A 17,408-nucleotide genomic window follows, 5' to 3' on the forward strand; every position below is an offset into this window, starting at 1 on the left:
TCTATTCCACTCAACTTTGAAAAAGCGAGTGGGTCTGCGTCACCTCAGCAGCACGGATTGGAGATCGAATCGGCGCAGCACTCTGTCGGCGATCTCCGGATCGGTGCCGCGTTCGCGTCGGGCCTTGAGCACTTCCGTGCGGGCGGACTGCAGTGCCTTGGTCTGCACCTTCGCCATCGCCTCGCGGTTCTCCTTCAGCGTCGCCGCCTGCTCCGCGCTGACCTGGTCGTCAGAGGTCCCCACCAGCTGCGAGTAGAGGACCTTGAAGCGTGCGCGCAGAGGCTCGGCCACCTCGTCGGGCAGGTTGTCGTCGTTCTTGATCTGGAGGAGCGCGGCCTTGTAGGCACGACGTGCGATCTCCGCGGTGTCCGCTCGCTCCTTCTCCGCCTCGTCGTCGATGCCGAGGACGTTGACGATGGTGGGGAAGGTGAGCCCGGCCAGCACCAAGGTGACCAGCAGGATCACGGCGGCCGCGACGAGGATGGAGGAGCGGCCGGGGAACGGCTCCCCGGTCGCGGTGGTCGCCGGAATCGACAGAGCCAGAGCGATCGTCGCCAAGCCGCGCATTCCGCCCCAGGTCATGAGGGTGGCATCCCTGATATTCAGTGGTGCGGCATCCGGATCCTCCTCCCGGCGCTTGTTCTCCAACACGGTTCCGATGAGCAGCCAGCCGAACCGCACAACGATGACGATGAGCGCGATGCCCAGCCCCACCAGTACCGCTCGACCCAGGTCGGCATGCTCTGATTCGACGACCATGCGCAGGTCGAGGCCGATGAGGCCGAAGGCGATGCCGGTGATGAGCATCTCGAGGACCTGCCACGTCGAGGCCTGGGTGACACGTTCGGCTGAATTGGCTTCGACGTCGCGTCGGCGCACCTCGAGAGCGGCCACGACGACGGCGATGACGCCGCTGGCATGGAGGTGCTCGGCGATGAGGTAGACGCCGAAGGGCAGCATGAGCATGAGTGAGGAGCGGGCGATCGTATGGTCGATCTTCTCCATCACCCACCACACGATGAACACGACGACGAGACCGACCGTGATGGCGATGATCGCAGAGATGAGGAAGGACAGGGCCAGCTGCCCGAAGTCCACCTCGGTGCCGGCCATGGCCGCCGCCATCGCGGTCTGGAAGATCACGAGTGACGCGGCATCGTTGAACAGCCCCTCGCTCTGCAGGGTCGACATGATCCGCCGAGGTATCGACACGGTTCCTGCGACCGCATCGACGGCGACGGGGTCGGGAGGGGCGAGCATGGCTCCCAGCGCCACCGCAGCGGCGATGGTGATTCCGGGAATGAGGAGCACCGCGGTCCCGGCCACGGCCGCCACCGTCACGCCGACCAACGCGACCGCCATTCCCAGGATCGTGCGCCAGCGGATGGCGAAGAGCGCCCATGACGTCTTCTGTGCTGCCGCGAACAGAAGCGGGGGCAGGAACAGGGGCAGGATGAGCTCGGGCTCGATGGTGATCTCAGCGAACGTGGGAATGAATGCACCGGCGATGCCGATGACCACCATCAGGGCAGGCCAGGGGAGACGCAGCTTCTGGCCCAGGCCGACGACCACGCTGGTTGCCGCACCGAATCCGATGATCATCAGCAGGGTTGTCATAGCCGTCTCCCTCGGTATGGGTGGCATGTCTGCGCACCGCCAGCTGAGGACCTCGAAGGAAATCCCCGTCAGGTTTCCGCGCCGGACCAACGATATTTTGGCAGAATGCTGTTATGTCTGACTCAATTGTATTCTCTCTGGCCGACGACGCAGTCGCGACGATTTCGATCAACGAACCGGAGACTCGGAACGCGCTGTCTCGTGCGGTGATGAATGAGCTCATCGCCATCCTCGCCGAGGTGGGGCAACGCACCGACGTCCGTGCAGTGATCCTGTCCACCGCAGGACACGTATTCAGCTCCGGCCATGATCTCAAGGAGATCCATGGGGCCGAGCTGGAATCACAGCAGGAGACCTTCGCCGTCTGTTCTGAACTCATGCAGCTGATTCAGTCGCTCCCACAGCCGGTCATCGCGCAGGTCCAAGGGGTGGCGACCGCAGCCGGTTGCCAGCTTGTCGCCAGCTGTGACCTGGCGGTGGCTGCGCAGTCGGCCCGATTCGCCACACCGGGGGTGAAGATCGGCCTGTTCTGCTCCACGCCCATGGTGGCGCTGACCCGGGTTGTGCCGGCGAAGACGGCGCTGCGGATGCTGCTGACCGGAGACTTCCTCAGCGCTGCCGATGCACTGACATTCGGACTCGTCTCCGATGTGGTCGCCGATGACGAACTCGAGACAGCGACTGCCGATCTGGCGCGGAAAGTCGCGTCAGCCTCGTCGGCTACAGTGGCAATAGGCAAAGCAGCGTTCTACGAACAGCGTGATCTGCCTCTGGCAGAGGCCTATGCGCACATGTCGGAGGTGATGGCGCACAACGCCGTCGCAGCCGATGCACAAGAGGGAATCGACGCATTTCTGCACAAGAGAGAACCTCAGTGGCAGCATCGGAACTGACAGTGTGATTTCCTATGACTGTGGACTTGTTCGGATGAACCGGATGAGACGCTTCAGACGATGATGGAGGATCAGACGTGGCGGTAATCGTGACCGGAGCCAGCGGCTTCATCGGTGGCGCCATCGCCCGTGCCCTGGCGACCAGGGACGAGACGGTCTATGCCCTGGGGCGGCGCGATCCTGAGATCCCCGGTGTGAATTTCCAAGAGTGGGATATCACGGAACCCGCGGACGGTGCGGTGGAGTCTCTGGCGAAGAAGGCCACCGCGGTCTTCCACTGCGCGGGCCTCTCGAAGGTCAATGCCGATGACGATGAGCTCTACGCTGTGAAGGTCACCGGCACCAGAAACGTGCTCGACGCATTCCCCAAGGCTCGGATCGTACACATCTCCTCGACGACGGTCTATTCCTCGAACGTGCATCATGCGGACCTGTGGGAAGAGGCCGGCCCCAAAGACCCGAACGATTTCCACGATGCCTACTCCAGGACGCATGCTCTGGCTGAGCAGCTCGTCACGCGGATCCGACCCGATGCGGCGATCCTCAGGCCGGCTGCGATCTACGGCCCCGGTGAGTCGATGCTCATGCCGTATCTGAGCCGAGTGGCGAAGAAGGGGGTCCTGCGACTTCCCGGCGGCGGCAGGCAGAAGCTCACCCTGACCCACATCGACAACCTCGTGCGAGCGGCGATCGCCTGCGTCGATGTGCCTTCGGCCTCGGGCCCGTTCAACATCGGCGATCCGACCCCGTACAAGCTCAAGGACGCTGTGTCCACTCACTTCGCGCGCATGGAGTACGACCCAGTCGTCATCGAGGCGATCGCGAAGGACAAGGCGCTCTTCGCTGCGAAGCTGGGGCTGAAGATCAAGACATTCTTCAAACGCGGCAACAGCACCGAGTTGTTCCTCGTCGAGTACCTCCAGCACGATCGCACCTACAATCTCACTCGTCAGCAGCGGGTGCTGGGAATCTCGACGACGCAGTTCCTCCTGCCCTCACGATTCCAGTAGCAGCTCTCGGGTCAACTGCCGCTCTCGGTCAGCAGCCCCAGCAGCTCTCGGTGAGTAGCCTCAACAGCCCCAGCGTGACCTCAGCGCCGAGAGCCAGGGCCGTGGGATCGTGGGGAACTCACCGCTTGAGCCCGTGCTGGCCGGCGATGATCCGCGACACCACGCTCCGCGGTAGTGCTCGTTTGAGCAGGAACGGCAACGGTGACCGGCTGCCCACAGCATAGAATTCGCGAGGTTTGGCGGCGTCGATGGCCTTGACGATGGTTGCAGCGACGGTCTCGGGCGAGATTCCCTGCCGCTCATTGTCATCGAGGTGCGAAAGCATCGTGATCACATCGTCGGTGTAGACGGAGCCGGGGTTGAGGTACTTCGTGCGCCGGTTGCCGATGCCGGTGGCGATGGACCCGGGCTCGACGATGCTGATCCAGACCCCGAACGGTGAGAGTTCTTGGCGCGCGGCCGTGGCGAATCCGCGCAGGGCCGCCTTGGCCGCGACATAGGAACTGCGATGTGCCAGGGGGAAGCTCGCGAGCATTGAACCGACCATGATAATCCGGCCGCGACGCCGTTTGCGCATGCCGGGCAGGGCGAGTTGGCTCAGCCGCACCGGCCCGAAGACATTCGTCCGGAACAGGCGGTCGACGGCCTCGGGCGGGAGTTCTTCGAAAGGACCGGACTGGCTCTCGCCGGCGTTGTTGACGAGAACGTCGACCTCGGCGACCTCGTGTCCGAGAGCCTCGAGGCTGTCGGGATCGGCGAGATCCAATTGAAGATAGCGCACGCCGGGGACCCGCTCCGATTTCCCAATCCGCTCAGGGTCTCGGCTCGTGGTCAGGACCGTGCAGCCTCTGTCTGCCAGCACCCCGACCAGTGCGGCACCGATGCCGGAGGTGCCGCCGGTGACGAGCACCGTGAGATCTGTGTTCACCATGGTCAGCGCTCCGCTCCCAAGCCTTTCGCGACGGCTCGTCCAGCGCGCATCCCGGAGAAGATGCACCCGCCCAGGAAGGTTCCCTCCAGCGCGTTGTAGCCGTGCATTCCTCCGCCGCCGAAGCCCGTGACCTCGCCAGCGGCGTACAGTCCGGGAATCGGGGTGCCGCTTCCCCCGATGACCTGGGCGTCGAGGTTCGTCTCCAAGCCGCCCAGCGTCTTGCGTGAGAGCAGGCTCAACCGCACCGCGATGAGCGGCCCGTGGGCGGGGTCGAGGATCTTGTGTGGTTTCTGCACCCGTACGATCTTGTCGCCGAGGTAGTTCCTGGCATTGTGGATCGCCTGCACCTGCGCATCCTTGGAGAATGTGTGATCCATCTGCCGATCACGCTCGATGATCTGTTCGACGAGGTGGTCATGATCGATGGCGGGCCCCCGGGAGCGCTCATTCATCCCGGCGACCAGCTCTTCGGTGGTGTCGGCGACGACGAAGTCGGAGCCGAAGCGCTTGAACGCTTCGACCGGGCCGGGCGCATCGGAGGACCGGACACGGTCGAGGGTCAGGCGCCAGTCCTTCTTCGTGATGTCGGGATTCTGCTCCGAGCCTGAGAGCGCGAACTCCTTGCGGATGATCGACTCGTTGAGCACGAACCACGAATAGTCGTGGCCGGTCGACAGAATGGTCTTCATGGTCCGGTTGGTGTCGAAACCGGGGTAGTTCGGCGCGGGGAAGCGATTGCCCTCGGCATCGAACCACAGTGACGAGGGTCCTGGAATGATGCGGATCCCGTGGTTCGGCCAGACCGGATTCCAGTTCTCGATGCCCTCCGTATAGGCCCAGATCCGGTCCCGATTGATCAGGCTCGCACCTGCGTCCTCGGAGATCTGGAGCATCCGTCCATCGACATGGGCGGGCACTCCGGCGAGCATCTTCTGCGGGAATTCGCCGAGGCGCTCGATCGGCCAGTACTGACGCATGAGTTCGAAATTGTGTCCGATGCCGCCGCTGGTGACGATGACCGCGGGAGCACGGAGTTCGAAGTCTCCGAGCTCCTCGCGGTTCGAAGCAACCCCTCTGCCGGTGTGGCTGGGGGCAAGTGTTCGTCCGCGAACCCCGACGACACCGCGTCCGTCGCTATGGCCGTACTCACCATTGCCGCCGTCTTCGACGATCAGCTCATCGACACGATGCCGGAAGCCCATCGTCACGAGGCCCGCGGATTCCGCTCGCTCCACTGGTTCGCGGAAGACTCTGACCACCTCGGGGCCGGTGCCCCAGGCGAGGTGGAACCTCGGCACGGAATTCCCATGTTCGGAGGCGCCGGACCCGCCCCTTTCCGCCCACCCGACGATCGGTGTCAGGCGCAGCCCCAGATCGTGCAGGTAGCGGCGTTTGTCTCCGGCGGCGAACTGCAGGTATGCCTCGGCCCATTGCCGGGGCCAGTTGTCCTCGTCCCGATCGAAGCCCGCCGAGGTGGCCCAATCCTGGCGCGCTAGGTCGAGGGAATCGTGGACACCGAGTCGGCGCTGTTCGGGGGAGTCGACGAGGAAGAGGCCGCCGAGGGACCAGAAGGCCTGACCGCCGAGGTTGGCCCGATTCTCCTGGTCGAGGATGAGCACTTTCTTCCCGGCGAGACTGAGCTCATGGGCGGCAACAAGTCCCGCGAGGCCGGCCCCGACGACGATAGCGTCGTAATCCTCGGTGCCACCGTGCGCGCTGTTGGTGCCGGTTGCTTCTGAACCGGTGGCCGGTGAAGTGATTTCCATGGGCGACTCCTTCGTCGATGTGTGGGCCGTGCGACCCGTGCATACTCAGACTATTGTTCTCCGAGCCGGCAGAACCCCCACGCGCCAGGCTTGAAAGTGGACTCCCGTTCGATATCAGCAAGGATATCGAACGGGAGTCCACAATCACGACGGCTACGTGAAGCTCGGCAAGATCGCGGCGGTTCGAACTCAGCGGCTTCAGCCGTTCAGCGTCGAATCCAGCCAGGCGGAGGCGGCCGCGAAGGAGTCGTCCGTGGTCGTCGGGTCGAGGGGCACCGTGGTCTTCGATGCACTGGGATAGCTGCCGAGGAAGCTCAGACTGCGGGTCACTCGGTGGACTCCCTGCAGGGCATCGGCCATTCTGGCCTCGTGCACATGGCCCAACAAGTCAATGGAGAATTGGTAGAGGCCGAGCCCGTCACCAGTGGGCCGAGATTCGATGCGCGACATGTTCACACCACGGCTGGAGAACTGTTCGAGCATCTCCAGCAGCGCACCGGCGCGGTCGGAGCGCAGTGAGGCTACCACCGTGGTTTTGTCCGACCCTGTCGGCGCGGGAATGGTGCCGGGACGGGTGACGACGACGAACCGGGTTTCGGCATCCTGGCGTTCCCCGATGTCGTTGGCGAGGATCTCGAGACCGTAGCGTTCGGCGGCGATGGCAGGGCATACGGCCGCCACATGGTCGGCGGCGTCGTTGGCCAGATCCCGTGCGGCCGCGGCCGTCGATGAGGTCGGGCGGTAGACGGCATCGGGGAAGTTCGCGGACATGAACGTGCGTACCTGTGCCTCACCGTGCGGGTGGGACCCGAACGACGTCAGCGTGCTGGGATCGGTCCCCGGCTTCACCGCCAGGACGAAGCGAACGGGCACGACCACCTCGGCGATGATCTGCAGCCGACCATGATCGGTCAGGGCATCGATGGTGGCGGGAACACCGCCCTCGATGGAGTTCTCGATCGGCACCACAGCAGCCAGGCAGTCGCCGTCGAGGACGGCGTCCAAGGCTGCGGCTCCATTGCGCATGGGCTGGGTCAACGCGCTCGAGCGCAGGTCGTGGGAGTCGAGGTACTGCAGGAGTGCTGCCTCGGTGAATGTGGCCTCGGGGCCCAGGTAGGCGTAGCGATCGGCGTTCACTTCGACGACTCCTTCTGCGTACGCGGCTTCTTTGAACTCAGCTTCTCAGCGCGCAGTCTGCGGACGACGATGGCGCGCGCGACATCGCGGTACTGGGCCGCACGGTGCATCTGTGATTTGAGGTCCTTGCCGGTGACGCGGTGGTGGAGATCGCATTCGACCTCTTCGACACGAAGCCCGGCATTGATGACGTCGATCGTCATTGCTGTTTCGACGCCCCAGCCAGCGGCGAATGGCAGCGCCGCGTCGAAGGCCTCACGGCTCAGGCAGCGCATGCCCGAGAGCGGCTGGGTCGCTTCGAATCCGCTGAGCTCGGCGATGCCCTTCTTCGCGAGCCCGACGACGAAGCCGAATCCGCCGCCCTTGCGCTTCTGGGCGGGCAGGATTGCAATCGTCATATCGGCGTCACCGGCGAGGACAGGTGCAGCGAGCGGGGCCGTGTTGAGTGCTGAATCCTCCAGATCTCCGTCGATGAAGAGGAGAGCGCGATGGTCGGGGTGCTGGTCGGGATCTGAATCGGAGATCTCACGATTGCGGATCGCGAACGCACCGGTCATCATCGCCGCGGCCTTGCCTTTGTTCTTGCGGTGGGTGACCACCTCGGCGCCGGCCCTGCGAGCGTGGGCACCGGTGTCATCGGAGGAACCGTCATCGACGACCATGATGATGTCGACACCGGGAATCTGTTTGGTGCTGCGCACCGTCGCTGCAATCCGATCGGCTTCGTTCATCGCGGGGATGATCGCAGCGATCGCGCGCGGAGCAGTCGCCGAGGAGGCATCCGGGTGTGCGGGATTCGACTGTTCGGGCATGGAAACTCTTCTCCTGTCCGGCTCACGCACCGGCGGAGTCGAATCGACTCCCGCCGGTGGCCGTGGCGACGGAACTCAGTGGATGGTCAGCTGGCGGGCAATGATGCCCGAGCGTGCACGACGCGCCTCGGTGCTGAGAGGTTCACTCGTGTTCATCGCGTTCTCGATGCGCTTGCCGAATTCGGCGATGGGCTCTTCGATGTCATCGACCTGTGTGCCGAATTTCAGTTCCCAGACGGGCACGACGATGCCGTGCGCGCGGAAGTAGCCCAGGAACGTGCCGGGGCCGCCGAGGTCGTTGAGGCCCTCGACCTGAAGACGGGCGAGAGCGTCGACGAGTGCATCCTCGCCCTCGGGCCGTGCCCAGCGCACGTAGGTGCGGCCGGACATCTCGGTCCAGTACGCGGACTTCACGGAGACGACCTTCTCCGTGGGGGAGATGGAGTCATTGGCCTGTTCGAGTGCCGCTGCGACATCGGAGTCCGTCTCGGCTTCTGGCAGCTTCCAGTATTCGAAGGTCTCGAGCACGCGGATCTCGAACGGGTGGTCGGTGTCGAGGATGTCCTGAAGACGCGGACCCTGACCGGGTTCGGTCGTCGCCTCGATCGTGGTCCCCGGCTGCGCCTCGATTGCGGCGAGGATGCCGTGCGCGACATCGCGGGAGGCATCGGTGGATGACACCGGAACCTGCATTCCAGCCAGGATCTGGCCGTCCTCACGGTGCCAGGCCTGCCACGCGGCGGGCAGCAGAGAGGTGACCGTGATCTCCTGACCACCGAACTCCTCTTTCAGCTTCGCCGAGGCGGTCGCCGCCGGCACCAGCTCGCGCAGGCAGATGAGGTCCGCCTCGAACGGCAGGCCCTCGAACGGACGCGCAACGAAGGCCGTGGCCTCTGCACGTGCCAGTCGCTTGGCAATGACATCTTCTTTGGAACGCTTCGACTTCTTACCCATGGAAAACAAGTCTAGTCGGTCTGGCGACTCAGGAAGCATCCCGTTCACCGGGACGAATCAGCGCTGCACGGCCACCGGGATGAAGTAGCGGGTGGTGTTCGACTCGTCCATCGTCACCTGCAGTTTGTCGCCTGGGCTCGGAAAGGCCGACCTCTCGGGATTCTCCGGAGTGAGTCCCAGGTTCTCCAGGCGGATGATCCCGTGCCGACCGACCTCGTCGGCGGCGAGGACATAGGAATGATTGAGCTCGCGGATGGTGACCTCTATCGACGGAACCTCAGCCGCGGCATCGACATTCGTCACGGTCCGAGGTGGTGAGGCGTTCCCCATTCCCAGATAGGCGCCGACATCGTCGGCGATATAACCGGCAACCACATCGGCCTGGGCCAGAAGACCGGAGAGGACGACTGAGAGACGCTCCTGCTGGGCGTCCGATTTCAGTGCCTGACCGGGCTTGAACAGGTGCTCCTCGGCGAGCACGCACCATGCATCCTGCATGATCGTGCGCAGCTGCAGCTCAACGAGCACCGATGGTTCGGCGTCGAAGGGAACTTCGATGATGAGATGGCGCCCGCGATAACCGGAGGGCTTGGGCTGGGCAAAGTAGTCCCGCACCTCGGCGACGGAGAGATTCGATTCGTCATTGCTGTCGGTGAGCAGATCCCACAGCGCCGTCTGTTCACGCTCGGTGCGGCACACGGCACGGGCACCGACGACATCGATGACCTGGTTCTCGACCTCGACGGCCTCATGGATCTCGTCATTGGCATCGGCAAGTTTGCGGCGCAGCTTCTCCCCGGCTCGGAGTCGGTCCTTGATCCGTCCGCGGCCGACAGTGACTCTCTCACCCGACAACAGCGCGGAGCCCGAGCACGCGGCCTCGACCCAATCGTTGACCGTCTCCAGGGCGGCCCTCCACGTCGACTCGCGCCTTTCGTAGGCTTCGTCGACCAGTTCGCGGACTGTTGCTGACATCCTCGTCACCTTCCTAGCTCCTGATTCAACTTCACCAGAAGACGAGGTGGATGTCCATGCTTTCCGCGCGAAGCTTTCTTCGTGAAGATGCGGGCGGTGCTTTGGGCGACGGCTCAGCCGTCAGCGATCGGTGGGGAGGTACCCGTATTCGTAGCCGCGAGCCAGCGCATCCCGACGATTGCGGACGCCGAGGCGCGCGTAGAGATTCGACAGTTTGTTCTTGACCGTACCTTCGACAAGGCTCAGTTCAGCCGCGATGGCGGACACAGACGACTGGGTGTCCAGCAGGGCCAGGAGCTGCCTCTGCGAGGGGCTGAGCAGGGTGTGACCGGCGCGGATGCGAAGTGTCTCCCCGAAGCTCAGCAGCCGCTGCCGAAGTCGCTCCCCGGCACCGAGTCCGCCGGGCCCGCCGATGGAACCGTCGCCGAAGCGGGTCTCGCCCAAGCGGAGGTCGTCAACAGGTCCGGGTCCGTCAGCCAGTCCGACTTCGTCAGCTGAACCAGGGTCGTCAACAGGTCCGGGTCCGGTCGGAAAGACCGGTGCGATCAGATCCCACTCGGCGGCGTTGGAACTGCGCTCGATCAGCTGATCGCGCAGAGACTTGGGAACCATCGCAACGGGAATGAGGCTGGCCGCGATCCTGCAGTACTCGAGCGCGTCGACGAACGCAGAATCTGACTCGACCAGTTCACCCTTGCCCAACAGGCTGGCAGCCTGAACCGCTCGAGCAGAGGCCTTGGTGTGCAGATCGAGTGAATTCTGAGACAGAACTCTGTTCGCCAGGTGCGCCGCGGTCCCGTGTTCGCCGATGGTCAGATGGAGCTGAGCTCTGGCCAGGATGATGTACGGCGATTCGGTCTCGGCATCGAGCAGAACGTTCTGGGCGAGGTGAGTCTGCCCCTGAGCCAGGTGGAGGCCGACCAGAGTGAGCTGCAGAGTATGCAGCAGGAGTCCGTCAGCCGGCAAGGATGAGCGATTGGTGTCGATGACCTGCTGCAGCCGTTTGGCCTCGATCCCGACATCGCTGTGCAGAATGGCGAACAGTGATCTGTACTGAACGACTCCGAGCCACGAGTGATGACCCAGAGAGGGGTCGGCCAGACGTGCCGAGTACTGACTTGCCTCGTCGAGGTCCAGTGCGTCCATGGCACGAATCATGCGGGCCAGAGAGTAGGCGGTGAGCGTGTGGGGGCTGCTGAAGCGAGTCCGCTCCTTGAGTTCGTCGAAGTGGCGTAGGTGCACGTCACTCGATGGCCCGTTTCCGAGCATCGCGTGTGCCAGGGCGCTGTAGGCGTGCGCCGGGAGCAGGAGATAAGGGGAGGACGCGGAGGCGAGCTCTGTGAGGATGATCGACCGACGCAGCAGTTGGGCACTTTCCGTGAGATCGCCGACGAACATGCTGGTGATCCCATATTCGAGGTGAAATCGTGCTTCGCAGAGCCGGCTGGGTGCCGACTGGAAATGCCGGGTGTCGTTGATGAGTTCCTGGGCCGCTCGGGCGATGTGGACGCCCTGGTCCGACTGGCCGAGCAGCTTCTGGCGCCGCATCGATGCGATGGCCATGATCATGATGTCATCGACGGTGAAGTCGCCGTCCTTGATCCGTTCCAGCCGCGAGTCGAGCGTCGGGACTGCCGCATGCTCGAAGTTGACTTCGTTGAGAACGGTCAGAGCGTCGTTGACGCCGAGGCGCCGTCTGACTTCGTCGACCTGCAGACAGTCGCCCAAGGCCTCGGCCAATACCGCCGAGTTGTGAGCCTGGGCCTCAGGGACCTTCGAGAACGCCTCGAGCGTCGCGTCGAAATGGTCGACCATGAGTGCATGACCCCGGTTAGCCCAGAGTTCTGTCAGTGCCTTCCACTCTCCGGTCTCCGCAGCCTGCAGCAGAGCTTCGTCGAAGCCCTCGGACTGATATGCGGCCGGGGCCTGCAGCCATTCGGCGGCGCTTGCACCAAGTGCTCGGCGGGACCGTGATTCGCTGTGTCGATCTCTGGCGTCGTAGAGGCGCCTCAAGATCGTTCTCATGACAGGAGCAATCGTGTGGTGACCGGTGCGGTCCAGAGCTGGGAGCAGCACGCCGTCTTCGTTCAGTTGCGCTGAGAGGTCAGAGACCTCGAACGGACGTGTGTCCTCTGGAGCAGCGGGTATGGAAAACGATCCCAGATGGGGCATGGCGCCGGCGGCGATTGCGAGGGTGTCGGCGTTGACGTCGCGCATGAATGACAGCAGATGGGCAAACCTCAGCTCGGGGCTGTCCGGTGCCTGACGTCTGATCTGCGTGAGAACGTCGGCGGAAGGAAGATCCGAGTAGTGATCGGCATCGACTGCAGAGAGGTCTTGTCCTATTGAGTCAGCGCCCTGCAGAACGGCCCGGCCCGCCAGGAGGTGGCCAGACGTCTGTTGGAACAGATTCTTCCACACTGTGTCAGGCAGTTCGGGCGCGATGTCGGCGAGGCCAGCTGCGAAGGAGCGGACCGTCGTCGCGCGCTCGCCGGGAAAGACGCCATCACCTGGCGAGGGGGCCGTCGGGGAAACGGGACCGCTCTGGTCAGCGGAATCATGCATGGTTGGGGACCTCTGGCAGCGGGGATACGGGGATTATCTACCACTGAGTAATCTATCCGATCTCCGTGATCGAATTCTGCTTACTCAATGTCATTATGATGTGATTTTCACTAAGCCTGTGTTCAAAAATGCCTGCGCAGCGTTTCGGGGAATGAACAGCGACACATTTTCCTCAAGGATCACCTTTGAAGTGATGTTTCGTCAATACGGATCAGCATTGACAGGGATCCGCATCGGTGCCGAGCATCTCCGTGGCGGCCGCGGTAGGAGTGTCGACCGCGGAGTGCAGCGGCGTGCGGCGACGGCCGAGGTGACACTGGCGTGCAGCTGAGGGGGCGCTGCGGTGAGAGAAGCTGTGGGGTGCGGTTGGTGCTCCAGTGGGTGAATCTGTGGGGCGTGGTTGCGGTGTGAAGCGGCGCCTCACACGTCGAAGTCGACGATGACGGGAGCGTGATCGGACGCGCCCTTGCCCTTACGTTCCTCGCGGTCGATCTCCGCGCCGGTGGCCTGCGCGGCCAGGGACGGTGAGGCGAGTTCGAAGTCGATGCGCATGCCCTTCTTCTTCGGGAAGGCCAGCCTCTGGTAATCCCAGAAAGTGTAGACCCCAGGGCCAGGTGTGAACTGCCGAGTGACTTCGCTGAGCCCCGCGTCCAGGAGGGCGTTGAAGGCCTGGCGCTCGGGTTCGGACACGTGGGTGAGTCCGTCGAACTCCTCCATGTCCCAGACGTCCTCATCCAGAGGCGCGACATTGAAGTCGCCGCACAGGACGAGCTTCTTATCAGGAGTATCGCGCAGCTGCGCAGAGATATCGGCAGTCAGCGCCCGATACCATTCGAGCTTATAGGTGTAGTGAGGGTGGTCGAGTTCACGACCGTTGGGGACATAGAGCGAATACACCCTGACTCCGCCGCAGGTCGCTGACAGAGCACGGGCCTCGACCACGGGCTCGTCGTCGCCGAACGAGGGAATGCCGGCGAACCCGATCTCGGGGTCCTCAAGGCCCACTCGAGAGGCGATTGCAACGCCATTCCACTGGTTGAGGCCGTGGAAGCTGACCTCATAGCCTCGGGAGGTGAACAGTTCCTTCGGGAACTGTTCGTCCTTGCATTTGAGTTCCTGGATGGCCAGGACGTCGACGTCTGAGCGATCCAGCCAAGCACCGATTCTGTCGTGTCGGGCGCGGATCGAGTTCACATTCCAGCTCGCGATTCTCACTCTCCCACCCTAAGCTGTCCCGGCCGCAGGCCCAAGCTCAACGGGCAGAACAAGCCAGCGGACGCACCCGCTGGCCCCATCGCCTCGGCGCCGGTCCGATACCGATAGCCTGGGTTCATGCCTGAAGCACGCAACGAACATCTCGGCCACGACGGTGCCGCCTGCCCCGATTCCTACTATGTGCGCACGGCACCGGAGGCCTTCGTCTCGACGCTGCACAGTCAGGGTGCGTGGCAGCCGGGCGAACAGCATCTGGCCCCGGCCGCAGGGCTGGTGTTGGCGGAGATCGAACGCCGGCTGCCTTCGGACAAGATGGTCTCGCGGGTCAGCTTCGACATACTCGGCGTCATCCATTCGGGCGAATTCACCATCGACGTCAACGTCATCCGACCTGGTCGGACCATCGAACTCATCGAGGCAAGCATGCGCCACGGTGAGCGCACGAGCGTCCACGCCAGAGTCTGGCGCCTGCTGCCGGGCGACACCGGAGACGTCGTCGGCGACGAATGGCCGACTCTGCCTGAGCCCGAAGAAGCTCCCGCCGTCCCGTTCACCGGCCGCTGGGGTGGAGGCTTCATCGCCTCGTTGGGCGGCGGTCAGTTCGCCGACGCCCGTCCCGGATTCGCCCGTTCCTGGATCAGGTCCCCCTATCCGCTCGTCGACGGGGAGGACGATCCCGCGACCGCGGCCTTCGTGAAACTCGTCGACACCGCCAATGGGCTGGCCGTGAGAGAAGACCCGAAGACGACGTTCTTCCCCAACGTCGACCTCACCATCCACCTCACCCGAGTCCCCGAACCAGGTTGGGTCGGCTTCGAGACGAAGGTTGCGTTCGGCCCCACCGGGATCGGTGAGACCACAAGCGTCCTCAGCGACGTGAACGGGCCGATCGGCACCGCTGCTCAGTCGTTGACGGTGCGCGTGGGCCAAGGCGCGAAGTGACGAGACCGCGCGCACTCGTCACCGGTGCCAGCTCAGGGCTGGGGCGCGGGTATGCACGTGCCCTCGCCGCCGATCAGTACGACCTGGTCCTCGTGGCCCGTGATGAGGTCCGTCTCCAGGAGCTGGCGACGAGCATCGAAGATGACAGCGGCACCCACGCCGAGGTTGTTCTGGCCGATCTGTCGACCCGAGCCGGCATCGACGTGGTCCGGACCGTGATCGATTCCTCGCGGATCGATCTGCTCATCAACAACGCCGGATACGGACTCAAGCAAGGTCTGCTCGAGTCGGAGATCTCGGAGCTCGAGGACCAGGATATGGTGCTCACCGGCGCGGTGCGCGAACTCTCTCTGTCCGCGGTCAGGCGGATGCGCGAGCGTGGGCGCGGCGGCCTGATCAATGTCTCGTCAATGGCGGCGCTGACGACGATGGGCCAGTATGCGGCCTCGAAGATGTCGACCGTGATCTTCACCGAAGCTCTCGCCGGTGAGCTGCGCGGAAGCCCTGTGACGGCCACCGTCGTGCTGCCCGGATTCATTCGCACCAGGTTCCACGAACGACTCGGCGTCGACCGACCGGGACCCGGATGGATCTGGCTGAGTGTGGAGCAGGTCGTCGCCGCATCCTTACGCGATGCGCGACGCGGCAAGGTGGTCTCGATCCCGGGGGCGAGCTATGGGCTGGCGGCTCGGGTCGCTCGCTTCGTTCCCCGCTCTCTGGTGCGCTGGGGGTCGACCGGTTTTACTCTCAGCAGGCGAGACGATCACTGAGGTCGCAGCAGCGGAATTGCGACCCGCCGTATGAAGTTGAGTCTTGAATTATTTTCAGTGAACCCTGTGACCTGGGGTTTTATCGGGTGTTAGGGCTCGGTGAAACGCCACGGCGCGATTCAGAGAGGGCAGAACAATCTTTACAAGTGGGATCGATGTGTGATCCAATAATGGTGTTCGCCCGGTGGGGATCGGGTGGACACAACGGACGTATGGGGATGCGTCCGGGTACTCGAGGGGAGTGCTGCGAGGGCCCCGGGATGTCGCGATTACGCGCCCCGGGGTCTTTGTCATTCACAGCTGAACACTGCGCTGCCTCCTCTGACGTGACCGGGCGATTCCGATCTCCACTCCCACGGCGGAAAGCGGGACGCCAAGAGCCTGGCTGCAGTTGCAAGCTACGCGTTCTGCGATGTCGGCGACGACCGTATCGAAATCGGCGCGTTCGTCGACATCGACGTGGAGGATGAGCTCGGGTCGTCGCGCAGTTCCGCGCAGGATGGCTTGCGCATCGACGACCTCAGGGGTGGCTTCGAGGTCATCTTCCACGGCAGCGGCAACGACGTTTGCCGTCACTGTGGTCACACCGCTCCGAGAATCCTCCTGCATGCGCAGGGGCTTGGCGGAATCCTTCCGTGGGACCTGCACAGCGAGCCAACGGACCCCGATCATGGCCAGGATGAGAGCCGCCACCAGCGCGATGCCTGCGGAGAACGGCAATGCGAACACCGCGGCGATTGGCTGCAGCTGCGCGTCCGGCGACAGGCCGGGTGCCGCCGTCGCTGCCAGACCGAAGCTGATCGCGAGCGCGGCGAATCCGGCCCCGAGGGAGATCAGCCCGACGATGATGAGACCGGTGCGATTGGCACCTGCGGCCATTCGTCTCATGCCTGCCTCCTCTGTACGCGGACTTTGACGGTGGGCGTGCGGTTGAACGCGATCGAAGCGAAGCGCTGGGTGACTGCGGCATCGACGTCGCGGCGGATCCCGTCATTGTCACGTACGGGAGTAGAGAAGGTGACGATCGTCGACGAGGCATTGGATGCGGCACGGACGCTCGAAACGCCGTCGACGGAGTCCGCCGCTGCCGCTGCCAGGCTCGCCAGGGCCGAGGTCGGCAGAATCACCTCGAAGCGTTCGATGTGCTCTGGCGCTTCCGTGCGATAACCGATGTTGCGTTTGGCTCCTGGTGAGATCCCTATGACGAGGAGGATCAGTCCCAGAAGCGCGATGATGACAGCGGCAGTGATGACTGGTGGCGCACCCCATGTCATCGCGCCGAGGCTCGCGAATCCGGAGAACCCGGACGATAGTGCCGAGTCCCCAGATCCGCCAGTTGCAATTGCGGCGATCGCGACCCATCCGAGGGCCGCTGCGATGGCCAGGATGACGATGGCGACGATGACGGCAGGGACGACGCGAGCCGGGCGTGACCGAAACAGACGTGGACTCATTTCAGGTGCCTCACTGAGCTTCCGGACCCCGAGGTGTGAGGTTTGAGCCATTTGACCGCTACGTCGACCTGATGGACGCTGACTCCGGTGAGTGCTTCGACATCGGTGCTCAGGCGACGACGGACCGATTCGGTCGCCTCGGTGATGGGGGAGGGATACGCCAGCCCCAGGTGGACTTCGAGGGTGCAGCTGCGGCCGGACAGGGTCACGTCCACGCTGGGACGGCTGTCGAGGTCGGCATTCGAACCGAACCCGAACAGGCCCGACTTCGCGCCGCCGACCCCGGGCAGACTCTTGAGGATCTGGGAGGCCGTCTTCTCGATGACTCGGTCAGCGATCGTGAGGCCACCACGTGATGAAGCCACGA

The 17,408-nt window shown here is 63.9% G+C and carries 16 protein-coding genes; 4 read left to right on the forward strand and 12 right to left on the reverse strand.

Annotation, left to right across the window (positions count from 1 at the left end; translation table 11 throughout):
- Positions 1–39 precede the first annotated feature (39 nt).
- Entirely contained in the window at positions 40–1,617 is a 1,578-nt protein-coding gene (locus JFC13_RS03935; protein WP_198395808.1) for a Na+/H+ antiporter, read from the reverse strand.
- A gap of 113 nt (positions 1,618–1,730) precedes the next feature.
- Here JFC13_RS03935 and JFC13_RS03940 point away from each other — a divergent pair, with 113 nt between their 5' ends.
- Together JFC13_RS03940 and JFC13_RS03945 are read left to right on the forward strand one after the other, a co-directional pair.
- Positions 1,731–2,510 carry an enoyl-CoA hydratase gene (locus tag JFC13_RS03940; protein WP_198395809.1) on the forward strand — a complete coding sequence of 260 codons (780 nt, stop codon included), beginning with the start codon at positions 1,731–1,733 and terminating at the stop codon, positions 2,508–2,510.
- A gap of 77 nt (positions 2,511–2,587) precedes the next feature.
- A complete protein-coding gene (locus JFC13_RS03945) occupies positions 2,588–3,520 on the forward strand; it encodes an NAD-dependent epimerase/dehydratase family protein (protein ID WP_198395810.1) in 933 nt (310 codons plus the stop codon).
- A 118-nt stretch (positions 3,521–3,638) separates the two neighbouring features.
- Here JFC13_RS03945 and JFC13_RS03950 read toward each other — a convergent pair whose 3' ends face one another.
- The 8 genes from JFC13_RS03950 to JFC13_RS03985 all read right to left on the reverse strand — a co-directional run bounded on the left by JFC13_RS03950 (position 3,639) and on the right by JFC13_RS03985 (position 13,875).
- Entirely contained in the window at positions 3,639–4,451 is an 813-nt protein-coding gene (locus JFC13_RS03950) for an SDR family oxidoreductase (protein WP_232488176.1), read from the reverse strand.
- A gap of 2 nt (positions 4,452–4,453) precedes the next feature.
- Positions 4,454–6,217, reverse strand: coding sequence for an FAD-binding dehydrogenase (locus JFC13_RS03955; RefSeq protein ID WP_232488177.1), 1,764 nt, complete (start codon positions 6,215–6,217; stop codon positions 4,454–4,456).
- Between the two features lie 198 nt (positions 6,218–6,415).
- The gene (gene pheA, locus JFC13_RS03960) at positions 6,416–7,354 is read right to left on the reverse strand and encodes a prephenate dehydratase (protein ID WP_198395811.1); all 939 of its coding nucleotides are present in this window, start codon (positions 7,352–7,354) and stop codon (positions 6,416–6,418) included.
- A complete protein-coding gene (locus tag JFC13_RS03965; protein ID WP_198395812.1) occupies positions 7,351–8,166 on the reverse strand; it encodes a glycosyltransferase family 2 protein in 816 nt (271 codons plus the stop codon). Before JFC13_RS03965 ends, pheA begins: the two co-directional genes overlap by 4 nt.
- 75 nt (positions 8,167–8,241) lie before the next feature.
- Positions 8,242–9,120, reverse strand: coding sequence for a DUF5926 family protein (locus JFC13_RS03970; RefSeq protein ID WP_198395813.1), 879 nt, complete (start codon positions 9,118–9,120; stop codon positions 8,242–8,244).
- 57 nt (positions 9,121–9,177) lie between these two features.
- Positions 9,178–10,095 (reverse strand): GTP pyrophosphokinase, encoded by a 918-nt coding sequence (locus tag JFC13_RS03975; RefSeq protein ID WP_198395814.1) that lies wholly within the window; start codon positions 10,093–10,095, stop codon positions 9,178–9,180.
- A gap of 120 nt (positions 10,096–10,215) precedes the next feature.
- The gene (locus JFC13_RS03980; protein ID WP_198395815.1) at positions 10,216–12,660 is read right to left on the reverse strand and encodes a response regulator transcription factor; all 2,445 of its coding nucleotides are present in this window, start codon (positions 12,658–12,660) and stop codon (positions 10,216–10,218) included.
- Between the two features lie 420 nt (positions 12,661–13,080).
- A complete protein-coding gene (locus tag JFC13_RS03985) occupies positions 13,081–13,875 on the reverse strand; it encodes an exodeoxyribonuclease III (protein ID WP_198395816.1) in 795 nt (264 codons plus the stop codon).
- Between the two features lie 117 nt (positions 13,876–13,992).
- Here JFC13_RS03985 and JFC13_RS03990 point away from each other — a divergent pair, with 117 nt between their 5' ends.
- On the forward strand, positions 13,993–14,817 hold the full coding sequence (locus JFC13_RS03990) for a thioesterase family protein (RefSeq protein WP_198395817.1): 825 nt from the start codon (positions 13,993–13,995) through the stop codon (positions 14,815–14,817).
- On the forward strand, positions 14,814–15,587 hold the full coding sequence (locus JFC13_RS03995; protein ID WP_198395818.1) for an SDR family NAD(P)-dependent oxidoreductase: 774 nt from the start codon (positions 14,814–14,816) through the stop codon (positions 15,585–15,587). The genes JFC13_RS03990 and JFC13_RS03995 overlap by 4 nt, the downstream gene beginning before the upstream one ends.
- Before the next feature lie 294 nt (positions 15,588–15,881).
- Here the strand turns inward: JFC13_RS03995 and JFC13_RS04000 are convergent, their stop codons facing one another.
- Genes JFC13_RS04000 through JFC13_RS04010 form a run of 3 tightly spaced genes read right to left on the reverse strand, consistent with a single transcriptional unit; the run spans position 15,882 to position 17,406 of the window.
- Entirely contained in the window at positions 15,882–16,475 is a 594-nt protein-coding gene (locus JFC13_RS04000) for an alkaline shock response membrane anchor protein AmaP (RefSeq protein WP_232488178.1), read from the reverse strand.
- A complete protein-coding gene (locus JFC13_RS04005) occupies positions 16,472–17,041 on the reverse strand; it encodes a DUF6286 domain-containing protein (RefSeq protein WP_198395819.1) in 570 nt (189 codons plus the stop codon). Before JFC13_RS04005 ends, JFC13_RS04000 begins: the two co-directional genes overlap by 4 nt.
- On the reverse strand, positions 17,038–17,406 hold the full coding sequence (locus JFC13_RS04010; RefSeq protein ID WP_198395820.1) for an Asp23/Gls24 family envelope stress response protein: 369 nt from the start codon (positions 17,404–17,406) through the stop codon (positions 17,038–17,040). Before JFC13_RS04010 ends, JFC13_RS04005 begins: the two co-directional genes overlap by 4 nt.
- Between the last annotated feature and the right edge of the window lie 2 nt (positions 17,407–17,408).

This window comes from Brevibacterium antiquum (assembly GCF_016107655.1).
GTDB classification, from domain to species: domain Bacteria; phylum Actinomycetota; class Actinomycetes; order Actinomycetales; family Brevibacteriaceae; genus Brevibacterium; species Brevibacterium antiquum.

Bases quoted from the DNA above. Each gene is read 5' to 3' on its own strand.
- JFC13_RS03975 (WP_198395814.1), bottom strand. From the start codon at position 10,095: ATGTCAGCAACAGTCCGCGAACTGGTCGACGAAGCCTACGAAAGGCGC.
- JFC13_RS03950 (WP_232488176.1), bottom strand. From the start codon at position 4,451: ATGGTGAACACAGATCTCACGGTGCTCGTCACCGGCGGCACCTCCGGC.
- JFC13_RS03955 (WP_232488177.1), bottom strand. From the start codon at position 6,217: ATGGAAATCACTTCACCGGCCACCGGTTCAGAAGCAACCGGCACCAAC.
- JFC13_RS04005 (WP_198395819.1), bottom strand. From the start codon at position 17,041: ATGAGTCCACGTCTGTTTCGGTCACGCCCGGCTCGCGTCGTCCCTGCC.
- JFC13_RS03980 (WP_198395815.1), bottom strand. From the start codon at position 12,660: ATGCATGATTCCGCTGACCAGAGCGGTCCCGTTTCCCCGACGGCCCCC.
- JFC13_RS03935 (WP_198395808.1), bottom strand. From the start codon at position 1,617: ATGACAACCCTGCTGATGATCATCGGATTCGGTGCGGCAACCAGCGTG.
- JFC13_RS03940 (WP_198395809.1), top strand. From the start codon at position 1,731: ATGTCTGACTCAATTGTATTCTCTCTGGCCGACGACGCAGTCGCGACG.
- JFC13_RS03990 (WP_198395817.1), top strand. From the start codon at position 13,993: ATGCCTGAAGCACGCAACGAACATCTCGGCCACGACGGTGCCGCCTGC.
- JFC13_RS03970 (WP_198395813.1), bottom strand. From the start codon at position 9,120: ATGGGTAAGAAGTCGAAGCGTTCCAAAGAAGATGTCATTGCCAAGCGA.
- JFC13_RS03965 (WP_198395812.1), bottom strand. From the start codon at position 8,166: ATGCCCGAACAGTCGAATCCCGCACACCCGGATGCCTCCTCGGCGACT.
- JFC13_RS04000 (WP_232488178.1), bottom strand. From the start codon at position 16,475: ATGAGACGAATGGCCGCAGGTGCCAATCGCACCGGTCTCATCATCGTC.